The organism is Neisseria polysaccharea (assembly GCF_963392925.1).
Lineage (GTDB): Bacteria > Pseudomonadota > Gammaproteobacteria > Burkholderiales > Neisseriaceae > Neisseria > Neisseria polysaccharea.
This window is the reverse complement of the sequence record NZ_CAUJNZ010000009.1, coordinates 78,294-91,358: the sequence shown is the minus strand read 5'-3', so window position 1 is coordinate 91,358 and position 13,065 is coordinate 78,294. Positions and strand designations below refer to the sequence as shown.

Annotated in this window: 13 protein-coding genes and 1 tRNA gene; 2 read left to right on the top strand and 12 right to left on the bottom strand. The window is 56.9% G+C overall.

The annotated features are described in order from the left end of the window. Positions 1-12 precede the first annotated feature (12 nt). The 12 genes from lpxA to RDY34_RS07225 all read right to left on the bottom strand — a co-directional run bounded on the left by lpxA (position 13) and on the right by RDY34_RS07225 (position 11,695). Positions 13-789, bottom strand: coding sequence for an acyl-ACP--UDP-N-acetylglucosamine O-acyltransferase (gene lpxA, locus RDY34_RS07280; RefSeq protein ID WP_308184509.1), 777 nt, complete (start codon positions 787-789; stop codon positions 13-15). A gap of 67 nt (positions 790-856) precedes the next feature. Then, positions 857-1,306, bottom strand: coding sequence for a 3-hydroxyacyl-ACP dehydratase FabZ (fabZ, locus tag RDY34_RS07275; RefSeq protein ID WP_003707203.1), 450 nt, complete (start codon positions 1,304-1,306; stop codon positions 857-859). Positions 1,307-1,340: 34 nt separating this feature from the next. After that, positions 1,341-2,384: a UDP-3-O-(3-hydroxymyristoyl)glucosamine N-acyltransferase gene (gene lpxD, locus RDY34_RS07270; RefSeq protein ID WP_114935884.1), complete on the bottom strand. Its 1,044-nt coding sequence runs from the start codon at positions 2,382-2,384 to the stop codon at positions 1,341-1,343. Positions 2,385-2,416: 32 nt separating this feature from the next. Then, the gene (locus RDY34_RS07265; protein ID WP_003707207.1) at positions 2,417-2,917 is read right to left on the bottom strand and encodes an OmpH/Skp family outer membrane protein; all 501 of its coding nucleotides are present in this window, start codon (positions 2,915-2,917) and stop codon (positions 2,417-2,419) included. A gap of 63 nt (positions 2,918-2,980) precedes the next feature. Next, the gene (bamA, locus tag RDY34_RS07260; RefSeq protein WP_308073676.1) at positions 2,981-5,407 is read right to left on the bottom strand and encodes an outer membrane protein assembly factor BamA; all 2,427 of its coding nucleotides are present in this window, start codon (positions 5,405-5,407) and stop codon (positions 2,981-2,983) included. Between the two features lie 56 nt (positions 5,408-5,463). Beyond that, positions 5,464-6,804: an RIP metalloprotease RseP gene (gene rseP, locus RDY34_RS07255; RefSeq protein ID WP_308073674.1), complete on the bottom strand. Its 1,341-nt coding sequence runs from the start codon at positions 6,802-6,804 to the stop codon at positions 5,464-5,466. A 34-nt stretch (positions 6,805-6,838) separates the two neighbouring features. Further along, positions 6,839-8,074, bottom strand: a complete 1,236-nt coding sequence (gene ispC, locus RDY34_RS07250) for a 1-deoxy-D-xylulose-5-phosphate reductoisomerase (protein WP_308074730.1) — start codon at positions 8,072-8,074, stop codon at positions 6,839-6,841. Positions 8,075-8,078: 4 nt separating this feature from the next. Next, entirely contained in the window at positions 8,079-8,876 is a 798-nt protein-coding gene (locus RDY34_RS07245; RefSeq protein WP_308073670.1) for a phosphatidate cytidylyltransferase, read from the bottom strand. A gap of 2 nt (positions 8,877-8,878) precedes the next feature. Beyond that, positions 8,879-9,625 (bottom strand): undecaprenyl pyrophosphate synthase, encoded by a 747-nt coding sequence (gene uppS / locus RDY34_RS07240; RefSeq protein ID WP_002242252.1) that lies wholly within the window; start codon positions 9,623-9,625, stop codon positions 8,879-8,881. Between the two features lie 55 nt (positions 9,626-9,680). Then, on the bottom strand, positions 9,681-10,238 hold the full coding sequence (gene frr, locus RDY34_RS07235) for a ribosome recycling factor (RefSeq protein WP_002244379.1): 558 nt from the start codon (positions 10,236-10,238) through the stop codon (positions 9,681-9,683). 180 nt (positions 10,239-10,418) lie between these two features. Then, positions 10,419-11,546 (bottom strand): FUSC family protein, encoded by a 1,128-nt coding sequence (locus RDY34_RS07230; RefSeq protein ID WP_308074729.1) that lies wholly within the window; start codon positions 11,544-11,546, stop codon positions 10,419-10,421. A gap of 73 nt (positions 11,547-11,619) precedes the next feature. After that, positions 11,620-11,695, bottom strand: a tRNA-Thr gene (locus RDY34_RS07225). 104 nt (positions 11,696-11,799) lie between these two features. On the opposite strand from RDY34_RS07225, the gene RDY34_RS07220 reads away from it, so the two are divergent. After that, the gene (locus RDY34_RS07220) at positions 11,800-12,285 is read left to right on the top strand and encodes a hypothetical protein (protein WP_308074728.1); all 486 of its coding nucleotides are present in this window, start codon (positions 11,800-11,802) and stop codon (positions 12,283-12,285) included. Positions 12,286-12,380: 95 nt separating this feature from the next. After that, positions 12,381-13,004: a 16S rRNA (guanine(527)-N(7))-methyltransferase RsmG gene (gene rsmG, locus RDY34_RS07215; RefSeq protein WP_308074727.1), complete on the top strand. Its 624-nt coding sequence runs from the start codon at positions 12,381-12,383 to the stop codon at positions 13,002-13,004. The last annotated feature ends 61 nt before the right edge of the window (positions 13,005-13,065 follow it).

Here is a 13,065-nt window from a genome sequence, read left to right as displayed (position 1 = left end):
AAAAGGGTACGGTCAGCGGATGATGCCGCGCGTCGATTGTGCGAAAAAGTCTCGGAATACGGCAAGCTCGGCTTGGGTTTCGGCGCGGCGGAGAATGTCTGCCTTGGCCTCTTCAAACGGAATGCCGCGATGGTAGAGGGTTTTGTATACGTCTTTGACGGCGGAAATCTGTTCTGCGGTAAAACCGTTGCGGCGCATGCCTTCGCTGTTGAGCCCCGCCGGTTCGGCGCGGTAGCCCGATGCCATGAAGTAGGGCGGTACGTCTTTGTGTACGCCTGCGGCGAAGGCGGTCATGGCGTAGTCACCGATGCGGCAGAATTGGAAAACCAGCGTGTAGCCGCCCAAAACGACGTAGTCGCCAATGGTAACGTGTCCGGCAAGCGAGGCGTTGTTGGCGAAAATGGTGTGGTTGCCGACCACGCAGTCGTGCGCGAGGTGGCAGTACGCCATAATCCAGTTGCCGTCGCCGATGCGGGTTTCGCCGATGCCGGTTACCGTGCCTAAATTAAAGGTGGTGAATTCGCGGATGGTGTTGCCGTTGCCGATAATCAGCTTGGTCGGCTCGTCGCGGTATTTTTTGTCCTGCGGAATTTCGCCGAGGCTGGCAAATTGGAAAATGCGGTTGTTTTCGCCGATGCTGGTGTGGCCGTTGATGACGGCGTGCGGGCCGATTTCGGTATTCGCACCGATTTGGACGTTGGGGCCGATAACGGTGTACGCGCCGACTTTGACGCTGGAGTCGAGTTCGGCTTTGGGGTCGATGACGGCGGTCGGGTGGATGAGGGGCATATTTTGTTCCTTCGGATGGGTATGCCGTCTGAAGGCCTGTGAGGATGTTCAGACGGCATCATGTGCATCAAACCACGCGTTTGGCGCACATAATCACGGCTTCGACGGCGACTTGGCCGTCTACTTTGGCAACGGCGTTGAATTTGCCGATGCCGCGCCGGCTGGTCAGCAGCCCGACTTCAAAGACGAGTTGGTCGCCGGGGATGACTTGGCGTTTGAAGCGGGCTTCGTCTATGCCGGCGAAGAAGAAGAATTCGTTTTCTTTGCGTCCGCCTTCGCTCAAAATCGCCAACGTGCCGCACGCCTGCGCCATCGCTTCGATGATGAGTACGCCGGGCATCACGGGCAGGTCGGGAAAATGGCCTTGGAACTGCGGCTCGTTTATGCTGACGTTTTTAATCGCGGTCAGGGTTTTCATCGGCTCGAAGGCGGTGATGCGGTCGAGCTGGAGAAACGGGTAGCGGTGGGGGATGAGTTTTTGGATGTCTTTGGCTTCGATGGGGAGTTGAACGTCCATGTTTTTTGTGTTCCTTGGAAAAATCGGTTTGGATTTATTGCGTGTCTTTGCCGTCTGAAAGCTGCTGTTCCAGCGTTTTGAGGCGTTTGTTCATTTCGCTTAAGCGGTGGATGTAAACGGCGTTGCGCGCCCATTCTTTATGCTCGGACATCGGGAAGATGCCGGCAAGGTGTTTGCCGCTTTCGGTAATGCTGTGGGTGACGGACGTGCCGCCGCCAATGGTGGTTTTGTCAGCGATTTCGATGTGTCCGACCGTACCGACGCCGCCGCCGATGATGCAGTAGCTGCCTATGGTTACGCTGCCGGAAATGCCGGTTTTGGCGGCGATGACGGTGTGCGAACCGATTTTGCAGTTGTGTCCGATTTGGACTTGGTTGTCGATTTTGGTGCCGTTGCCGACGGTGGTGTCGCTCATCGCGCCCCGGTCGATGTTGGTGTTCGAGCCGATTTCCACGTCGTCGCCCAGCGTTACCGCGCCGGTTTGCGGGATTTTAAACCACGAATCGCCGGCGAAGGCGAGTCCGAATCCGTCCGCGCCGATGACCGCGCCGCTGTGGATTTCGACGCGTCTGCCCAGTGTGCAGCCGTAATAAACGACGGCGTTGGGATGTAAAACAACTTCATCACCTAAACGGCAATCGTGTTGGACGACGGCGTTTGCCAAGATGCGGCAGCCTTCGCCGAGCACGGTGTTTGCGCCGATGTAGGCGTTCGCGCCGATTTCGCAGCTTGCGGGAACGGTCGCACTCTCTTCGACGACGGCGGTCGGATGGATGCCGCCGCGCGCTTTGACGACGGGTGAAAACAGGCGCGCGACTTTGGCGAAATAGAGGTAGGGGTCGTCGGCGACAATTAGGTTGCGCCCTTCAAATCCGTCTGCCGCTTTGGCGGAAACGATGACCGCGCCCGCGCTGCTGTCGTGAACTTCGGCTTTGTATTTCGGGTTGGCGAGGAAGCTGATGTGTTCCGCCTGCGCGTCTGCGAGCGGGCGCACGGCGGTGATGGAAATGTCCTCGCCGCGCCATTCGCCGCCGAGCCGCGCGGTGATTTGGGACAGGGTGTAGGTGGCCGGAATCATGGTTTTCCTGTTCGGTATGCCGTCTGAAAGGATCAGCGGGCGTTCATTTCTTTAATGACGCTGTCGGTAACGTCGTATTGGGTGTTGACGTAAATCACGTCCTGCAAAATGACATCGTAACCTTCCTGTTTGGCGATTTTGACGATGACGCGGTTGGCGTTTTGCTGGAGGGAGGCAAACTCTTCGTTGCGGCGGAGGTTGTAGTCTTCTTCAAACTGCGCCTGTTTTTTGCGGAACGCTGCGACCAGCCCGCGCCATTTTTCTTCGGCTTGCGCCTTTTTTGCGTCTTTGAGTTTGCCTTCGGCAAGCTGCCTTTCCAAATCCAGGCCTTCGCGTTGCAGTTTTTGCAATTCGTCCTGGCGGGCGGAAAATTCGCCGTCCAGCGTTTTTTGGATGTCGCGCGCCTGCTTGGATTCGAGGTAGATGCGTTCGGTGTTGATAAAGCCGATTTTTTGGAAGGTGTCGGCGTGCGCGCCTGCGGTGCAGCACAAACCGATCAGGGCGGCGGCAAGCGCGCGGGTCAGACGGGTCATGGTAAAACTCCTTCGGATGTTGCCGCAAATGCCGTCTGAAGCCTTCAGACGGCATTTGCGGGATTAGAACGTCGTGCCGAGTTGGAATTGGAAGCGTTGGATTTCGTCTTCCGTTTTTTTCTTCAGCGGGTAGGCGTAGCTGAATTTCATCGGGCCCAAAGGCGAGAGCCAGGTAACCGCGCCGCCGGCGGAATAGCGCAATTCGTTGGCGAAGGTCGATTTGTGGATATTGCCGGGGCCGTAAACGTTTTGAACCCTGCCGCCGGTCGTGCCGGCAGCGCCGGTGCCGGTACCGCCGGTTGCGGAACTGCTGTTGTCGTCGTAGGTTTTGCCGTCCCACACGCTGCCTGCGTCGGCAAACAGGCTCAGGCGGACGGTGCGCGCGTCTTTCGCGCCCGGCATCGGGAAGAGCAGCTCGGCGGAGACGTTGGCTTTTTTGTTGCCGCCGTAGCTGATTTTTTCGCCGTATTCGTCATACACTTTCGGGCCGAGCGTGCCGCTTTCGTAGCCGCGCACCGAGCCCAGTCCGCCGCCGTAGAAGTTTTCAAAGAAAGGGATTTCTTTGGTTTTGCCGTAGCCGCCGGCATAGCCGGCTTCGCCGCCGAGCATCAGCGTGAAGGTTTTGCTCAGGGGGAAGAACCAGGTTTGGTTGTGGGTGGCGGAGTAGTATTGCAGTTTGCTGCCGGGCAGGGCGATTTCGGCATTGACGCCTGCCAGGTAGCCGCGTGTCGGCCACAGGGCATTGTCGGTTTTGTTGCGTCCCCAGCCAACGGTACCTTTGTACAGCCAGCCTTTGAAGCTGCCGTCTGCGCCGTTGGTTTTGCCGTATTGTTTGATAAAGTCGGCATAGCGTTTGGGTGCTTTGTTGTAGGTGTTGACGGTCAGGTGTTCTGCCGCCAAACCGAAATTCACGCGGTCGTATTCGGTAACGGGGATACCCATCCTTACGCCGCCGCCGGCGGTGGTGGTTTTATATTGTTTCACGCCGGAGGACGATTTGCGCGGGTCGAAGGCTTTTCCGTAAATATCGTAGCCCAGGCTGACCCCGTCTGCCGTGAAGTACGGGTCGGTAAACGACAGCGAGCCGTTAAGCGTGGTTTTGCTCCTGGAGGCGCGCAGGGCGGCCGACTTGCCCGTACCGAACAGGTTGTCTTGCGATACGCCTGCGGACATGACCAACCCGGTATCTTGAACCCAACCCGCGCTCAAATCCAGGGAACCGGTGGAACGTTCGGTCAGGCTCATGTTCAAATCGACTTTGTCGGGCGTGTTGGCAAGCGGGACAGCATCAAACTGGACATTGTCGAAGTAGCCTAAAAGCTCGACGCGCTCTTTGGAGCGTTGCAGCTTGGAGGTGTCGTAAGGCGCGGATTCCATTTGGCGCAATTCGCGGCGGACGACTTCGTCGCGGGTTTTGTTGTTGCCGGTGATGTAGATTTCGTTGACGTAGATTTTCCGGCCCGGTTCGATGTGCAGGGCGAAATCGACGGTTTTGGTTTCGGCGTTCGGCAGCGGCTGTACGCTGATTTCGCTGTATGCGTAGCCTGCCGAGCCCATGCGGTTCTGAATCTCACCCAAAACGGCGGTCATCTGCTGGCGTTCGTACCATTTGCCGGGCTTCATGGTCAGCAGTTTTTCCAGTTCGGCTTTGGGGACTTCGTTGGTGTCGCCTTCGATGGAGACTTTACCCCAACGGAAACGTTCGCCTTCGTGGACGGTGATTTTGATGGTCTGCTTGGTTTTGTCTTCGTTGGTTTGGATGTCGGTATCGAGGATGCGGAAATCGAAGTAGCCGTTGTTCTGGTAGAAGTCGGTTACTTTTTCCATGTCTTGGGCAAATTTCTGCTCGTTGAATTGGTTGCTTCGTGTCAGCCATGTCCAAATGCCGCCTTCGGTCAGCGACATCTGCCGCATCAGTTTGCGGTCGGAATAGACTTGGTTGCCTTCAAATTCGATGTCGGTGATTTTGGCGGATTTGCCCTCGTCAATCGTGATGTCGATGTCGACGCGGTTGCGGGCGAGTTTGGTTACTTTGGGCGTGATTTGGATATTGAGTTTGCCGCGCCCGAGGTATTCTTCTTTCAGACCGGCGACTGCCTGATTGAGTGTCGCCTGATTAAAGTATTGCGACTGCGCCAGCCCGAACGATTCGAGATTTTTCTTAATGGCGTCGTTTTGCAGCATTTTTGCGCCGGTGATGTTGAGCGAGCCGATGGTGGGGCGTTCGATGACGGTCAGCAGGAGCTGCCCGTCCGCAGTCTCGACGCGTACGTCGTCAAAGAAACCAGTGGCGTACAGGCTTTTGATGATGGCACTGCCGTGTGTGTCGTTGTAGGTGTCGCCGACTTTGACGGGCAGGTAGTTGAATACGGTACTCGGCTCGGTACGCTGCAAGCCTTCGACGCGGATGTCTTGGATGGTGAAGTCGGCAAGTGCCAAAGGCGATATGCCCAACATCATCAGTGCGGAAGCAATCTGTTTCAGTTTCATTGTCAGTTCCTTGTGGTACGGAATGCGGTTTCAGACGGCATTCCGAAACGTAAAATCTAACCGAGCAGCCGGGTAACGTCGTTGAAGAAGGCGACCGCCATCATCAGCATCATGAGGGCAAGCCCGAAGCGCAAACCGATGTTTTGGAGGCGTTCGCCCAAAGGTTTGCCGCGTATCCATTCGGCAGTATAAAACACGAGGTGGCCGCCGTCCAAAACGGGGACGGGCAGCAGGTTCAGCACGCCGAGGCTGATGCTGACCAACGCTAAAAATTCCAAATAACTTTGCAAGCCGAGTTCGGCGGACTGTCCGGCAATGTCGGCAATGGTCAGCGGCCCGGAAATATGGCTGACGGAGGCGTTGCCGCTGATTAGTTTGCCGAAAAATTTGAGGGTTGTCCACGAGTGGGAAACGGTTTTTTCCCAGCCCATGCCGAATGCGCGGACAACAGACGGACGGTAGTTGCGGCGGATTTGCGCGTCCCACGCCCTGTCCGGCTGCGGACGGAGGCCGACGCGCCCGATCAGGGTGTGGTCGGACTGTTCGACAGTATCGGGGCGGATGTCGGCGGTATGGGTTTGTCCGGCGCGTTCGTAGGTCAGGGTGATTTTTTTGCCGGGGCTTTGGCGGGTAAGGTTTGCCCATTCTTGCCATGAGGTAATGGGTTTGCCGTCGGCGGCAGTCAGCTTGTCGCCTGTTTTTAAGCCTGCTTTGTCGGCGGGGCTGCCTTTTTCTACTCCGCCGATAACGGTAGTGATTTTAAATGGCATCAGGCCGATGTAGCCTTGGTTTTTCGCAATTTTACCTGCTTCTTCCGTGCCTGCGGCGTCGATGGTGCGGACGGTTTGTGCACCTGATGCCGTCTGAACGGCGACGGCGACTTTGCCTGCCTCAAGGTTGAGGGCGATTTCGGTTTGCGCGCTGCCCCAATCTGCAACGGGTGTGCTGTTGACGGATTGTATCCTGTCGCCGCTTTGGAAGCCGGCACGGGCGGCAATGGTGTCGGGTTCGACTGTGCCGACATAGGGGCGGATTTCGGTAACGCCGAAGGAAAAACTTAAGCCGTAAAGCAAAACCGCCAGTGCGAGGTTGGTCAGCGGGCCGGCGGCGACGATGGCGATGCGTTTGGCGGGGTGTTGTTTGTCAAAAGCGTAGGGTAAATCGGCTTCTGATACTTCGCCTTCGCGCGTATCGACCATTTTGACGTAGCCGCCCAACGGAATCGGGGCGAGGCACCATTCGGTGTCGCCACGCTTTTTGCTGAAAAACGGTTTGCCGAAGCCGACGGAAAAACGCACAACCTTGACGCCGCACAATCTGGCGACGATGTAGTGTCCGAATTCGTGCAGGCTGACCAAAATCAGGATGGCGAAGATAAAAGCTAGAAGGGTGTGCAAATGGTTTTCCTTTGATAACGGTGTTCAGACGGCATCAGCGCAGTGTGCCGATAAATGCCCGCGCTTGTGCGCGTGTCTGGGCATCTTGCGCCAAGAGCCCCCCTATATCGCCTATGCCGTCTGACAAGTCTTGTGCGAGACAATGGGCGACGGTTTTGGCAATGTCGGTAAACTTAATCTGTCCGTCCAAAAAGGCGGCGACGGCGGCTTCGTTGGCGGCGTTCAATACGCAGGGCGCGGCTCCGCCCGCGTTCATGGCTTCATAGGCGAGCTTCAGGCAGGGGAAGCGGCCAAAGTCGGGCTTTTGGAAGGTCAACGCAGACAATGCGTCGAAATCCAGGTCGCCGACACCCGAATCAATGCGCTCGGGCAAGCCCAAACAATAAGCGATGGGCGTACGCATATCGGGATTGCCCAGTTGTGCCAACACGGAGCCGTCGCGGTAGCGCACCATGCTGTGTATCACGGACTGCGGATGGATGACGACTTCGAGCTTGTCAGGCGGGCAGTTGAACAGCCAATGCGCTTCAATCAGCTCCAAACCTTTGTTCATCATGGTGGCGGAATCGACGGAGATTTTGCGCCCCATACGCCAATTGGGGTGCTTGACTGCCTGGGCGGGCGTAATGCGGTCGAACGTGCCTAAATCGGTCGTTAAAAACGGGCCGCCGGAAGCGGTCAGGATAATCGAACGGATGCCGTGTTCGTTCAGACGGCCTGTGTAATCGCGCGGCAAAACTTGGAAAATGGCGTTGTGTTCGCTGTCGATGGGCAACACTGCCGCGCCGTTTGCACGGGCGGTTTCCATAAACAACGCGCCGGAAACCACCAACGTCTCTTTGTTCGCCAGATAAATGGTTTTGCCTTTTTGCGCCGCCGCCAGCGCGGAAGACAGCCCCGCCGCACCGACGATGGCGCACATGACACCACTGACTTTGTCGGCAGACGCAACGTCAACCAATGCCTGCGCGCCGTGTAAAACCTGAGTCGCCGTGCCGTTGCGTTTCAACAGGGCTTCAAGCCGGGCGGCGTGTTCCGCATCGGCAACGACGGCATATTCGGGGCGAAACGTTTGACATTGCGCCGCCAGTTTCTCGACCTGCTTATGCCCTGCCAGCGCGAATACGCGGAATTTTTCGGGGTGGCGGGAGACAACGTCCAGCGTGCTTTCGCCTATGCTGCCGGTACTGCCTAATATGGTCAGGACTTGTGGTGTCATAATGAGGATAACTTTATACCGGATGCCGTCTGAAGCGTTTTCAGACGGCATAGAATCAATTTAAAACCGACATCATCGCCGCATAGACGCTGATAACGGCAATCAGGCTGTCGGTGCGGTCGAACACGCCGCCGTGTCCGGGCAGCAGGTTGCTGCTGTCTTTGATGCCTGCCGCGCGCTTGAGCCAGCTTTCCAACAGGTCGCCGCATATGCTGACGACGGTCAGCACCAAACCGATTAACACGGTATCGAACCAGCCTGTATCGAATGCCAGCCAGCTGGCACTTCGTACGGCAGTCATGTACACGGCCACGCAAACCGCGCCGCCGATTGCACCTTCCCAGCTCTTGCCGGGGCTGATTGCCGGTGCGATTTTGTGTTTGCCGAACGCCTTGCCGCTAAAATACGCGCAAACGTCGGCAACCCAGACCAGACCCATGACGGCGAGCAGCGGCAGGGCATTATCGGGATGCGGGCGCAGGGATACGAGCGCGAACCAAAACGGCATGACCAGAAGCCAGCCGACGGCATAAACCTGCCAACCGCCGTTGAGCCTCCATTTGAATCTCAACCATAAAGGCATGATGGCGAGCCAAAATGCCAAAACAACATACCAAACCAAATTAGGCAGCATCCAGCCGCCCGCATAGGCAACCACGCCGAAAACCAAGGTTGCGGCGAGGTAATGGTTGGTTTTGATTTTGCACAAACCGCCCATACGGGCATATTCCCACAAGGCAATCAGGGCAATCAGCCCGCAAAATGCAGCCCACAACCATTGCGGCGCGTAAAACAGCATGCCCAGCATCAGCGGCAGCAGCCACATGGCGGTCATTACCCGTTGTTTCAGCATATTCAGTTCCTTTGCTGTTCGATAGGCAGTTGCTCGGAGGTGCGTCCGAACCGCCGTTCGCGTTTTTGGAACGAAGCGACGGCATCGTCCAAAGCCTTGCCGTCAAAATCTGGCCACAAAATATCGGTGAAATACAGTTCTGCATATGCCATCTGCCAGAGCAGGAAATTGCTGATGCGCGTTTCGCCGCCGGTGCGGATGAACAAATCCGGCTCGGGCGCATCGCCCAGCATCAGGTATTTCGCCAGCGTGTCTTCCGTAATCTCGGATACGCCTTCGGCAATCAGTTTGTTTGCCGCCTGCAAAATGTCCCAACGTCCGCCGTAATCGGCGGCAATGCTCAGGGTCAGACCGGTATTGTTTGCCGTCAAGGCTTCCGCCTCTTCGATGCCTTGCAGAATCTGCCGATTAAAGCGTTCGCGGCTGCCCAGTATTTTCAGGCGCATATTGTTTTCGTGCAGGCGGCGTACCTGTTTTTGCAAAGCCTGTAAAAACAGCCCCATCAGGAACGAAACTTCGTCTTCGGGGCGGCGCCAGTTTTCGGTTGAAAAGGCAAACACGGTCAGATATTGCACACCCAGTTTGGCGCAATGCTTCACCATATTTTCCAATGCGTCCAAACCGCGTTTGTGTCCCATTATGCGCGGGAGGAAACGTTTTTTCGCCCAACGGCCGTTGCCGTCCATAATCACGGCGATGTGCTTGGGGATGGCGGTGTGTTCTAAAACGGCCTGCGTGCTGCTTTTCATGTCTGCCTTTCGCGGTTCGGCGTTCAAATGCCGTCTGAACGCCGAACCGTGCAGGTTAAATTGCCATCAAATCTTCTTCTTTGGCAGTCAGGAGTTTGTCGGCTTCGGTAATGTATTTGTCGGTCAGTTTTTGAACCGCTTCTTCGCCGCGACGTGCCTCGTCTTCGGAAATTTCTTTGTCTTTGAGGAGTTTTTTGATGTGGTCGTTGGCATCGCGGCGCACGTTGCGGATGGAGACGCGGCCTTCTTCCGCTTCGCCGCGTACGACTTTAATCAGGTCTTTGCGGCGTTCCTCGGTCAGCATGGGCATCGGCACGCGGATCAGGTCGCCGACAGCTGCCGGGTTCAGTCCCAAGTTTGAATCGCGGATGGCTTTCTCGACTTTGGCCGCCATATTGCTTTCAAACGGTTTCACGCCGATGGTGCGAGCGTCCAGAAGCGTTACGTTGGCAACTTGGCTGACGGGGACCATGCTGCCCCAGTATTCGACTTCCACTTGATCGAGCAGGCCGGTATGCGCGCGGCCGGTACGCACTTTCGCCAGATTTTCTTTCAGTACTTCGACCGAACGCTGCATCTTGCCTTCGGCTGTTTTTTGAATATCGTTGATCATATTGTTCTTTCGGTAAGATAAGGTAAGCGGGCAGCCGTCTGAAACGTGCTTCAAACCTTTCAGACGGCATGAAAACTGTTAACTGCGAATAGTACCGTTATTCGGGCATAACGACAAGGCAGGCGGATTGGGGATGCCGTCTGAAGCGGCAGGCGTTTCAGACGGCATCGTGTTTGACCGTCAACTGTGTTCCCGTGTTTCAAGCAGGCTTTGGCGCAGGTGTTGGCGTTCGTGGGCATCCAGCCATTTGCGGCGGGTGCGTTGCAGCAGGATGACGAGGGCGGAAATTTCCTGACGCATATTGGTGCTGAGCCAGAGGAAGCCCTGCCATTGGTAGTGGAGGTGCTCGGCGAGGGCTTCCAGTTCGGGGTTGATGGCGGTGTCGATGCGGATGCGGCGGGCGTGTCTGCCGTTGATAAGGGCGACGGTTTGTTGCAGGTCGGTTTGGAGCAGTGTGAAGTGGCGGTCGAGCAGCCGGATTTCGCTGCCGTTGAGTTTGGGAGATTGCAGCTTGGCGGCGGTGGTCAGGAGCAGCTCGGTGGTGTTGACAATTTTACGGTGGGCGTGCTGCATGGCTTCCATCATAGCGGGGCTGATGCGGCTTTCGCCCGATGTGGCGGCGAGATGGCTGCGGCTTTTGACCATGCGTGCGTTGATTTGGCGCATTTTCGCCATGTTCTCCTCGAGGCGTTCGCGGGTCATGCGTCTGCCGTTGCTGATTTCGGCAATCATTTTGCTGCAGTCGGTCAGGTTGTCGGCAAGCATGAAACGCCACATCAGTGTGGATTTCAGCGGCAGCAGTTTGGCGGCGGCGATGGCGATGGCCGCGCCGATGAGGACGTTCATCGCGCGCATGAGTCCGCTGTCGAGCCATTCGTTGCCGTTGTCGCCGATGAGCATGCACATGGTCAGTCCGGCCAGCATGGGGACGTAGCCGTTTTTGCCGACCGCCGCCCAACCGGCCAGTGCGCTTGCCGTGCCGACGGTAAGGTAGAAGAGGAGATTGTCGTGGAAATAATGCTGGTTCAGCCATAAAACGCCCAAACCCGCGCCCAGTCCGATGACTGTGCCGAGCATGCGTTCCACCGCCTTGGAGTAAATTGCCCCTTGAAACTGGAGCATGCCGAGGACGACGAAGACGGTCATGCCTATCCATTCGCCGTGTTGGAGGTGGAACAGCCGGGCGGAGGCGGTGGCGAACAGGACGGCCCCGCCGAGCCGGACGGAGTGGATGAGGCGGCGGTGGCGGTAGCGTTCGTAGGAGTTGAGCCAGCGGCCGGAAAGGCGTTTGCGTTGCGAGGTGTTCATATCGGTTGCCGTCTGAAGCGGAAATGTGAAAAAGCACAGGCTTCCCAGGGTAGGGAGGGTCTGTGCTTGGTATTGGTGCCGGAGAAGGGAATCGAACCCCCGACCTTCGCGTTACGAATGCGCTGCTCTACCGACTGAGCTACACCGGCTTTTTTCGTTATGATATATATGAACGGTTGTTTCTGCAACTTTTCGGGCGGCTGCACGGGTTTTGCACGGTATAATGCGGTTTGCTTCGTGAGGAGGGTCGGTGATGTATGTGAACGAGAAATATCCCTATGCGGCTTTGTTTGCGGGGTTGGTGTTTTTGACGCTGCCGTTCGCACTGTCGGTGCATGATGCCTTTGCGCTTGCGTTCGGACGGGCAGGGCTGCTGGTGTCGGTGTCGGCCGGCGGATTCGGCCGGCGTGGCGGTTGGGACGGCACTGTTTGGTTTGTGTTCGGTGTGTTTGCGTTTTTGAATGTGGTCGTGTCGGCGGGTCTGACGAAGCTGGCGTATAAGAAGATGATGCGGCGGCATTCGCGTTACGCGCTGTTTCTGTCGGGCGTGGCGGCTTGCGCGGCTGCGGCGGTGGCTTGGATTTTCGAGCTGTTGTTGGGTAGTGCCGCCTTGGGCGGGCTGCGCGGGGAGGCGGTGTTGGAATATGCGTTTGCCGTGTGGCTGGTGTCTATGCTGACGCTGCCCAAATGCCTGACGCGCGCGCCGGTGCAGCCGGTGGTGTTCCACAGGAAAAAATAGGACGGAACGGGAAATGCCGTCTGAAACCCGATACGCGGTTTCAGACGGCATGTTTTTCCGCTAACATTACGCCTGAATATGGACAGGAAGCAGATATGGAACGCAAAGAACGCCTGCGTGCAGGCATTGCCGCGATGGGGCTGGATATTTCGGAAACGGCGCAGGACAGGCTTTTGGCCTATGTGGATTTGTTGAAAAAGTGGAACAAAACCTACAATCTGACCGCCCTGCGCGACGAGGAAAAAATGATTGTCCATCATCTTTTGGACAGCCTGACGCTGCTGCCCCATATCGAGGGTGTGCAAACGATGTTGGATGTCGGTTCGGGCGGAGGACAGCCCGGCATTCCGGCGGCGGTGTGCCGTCCGGATGTGCAGATAACCCTTTTGGATGCGAATACGAAGAAAACGGCTTTTTTACAGCAGGCGGTTATCGAGTTGGGATTGGACAATGTGCGCGTGGTATCCGGACGTGTGGAGGCGGTTTCGGACGTGCGTGCCGACGTGATTACCAGCCGTGCGTTTGCGGAACTGGCGGATTTTGTATCGTGGACGGGGCATCTGTTGAAAGACGGCGGCTACTGGGCGGCGATGAAGGGTGTGTATCCGCAGGGGGAAATCGGCCGCCTGCCGCAGGATGTGTGCGTCGAAAAAGTCCAAAGGCTCGACGTGCCGGGCTTGGATGCGGAACGCCATATCGTCATCCTGAGCAAGCGTTGAGCGCGCTTCAGACGGCATGAATACCTTTTTTGTGCGGATAAAGGTAAAATTCCGCACTGTT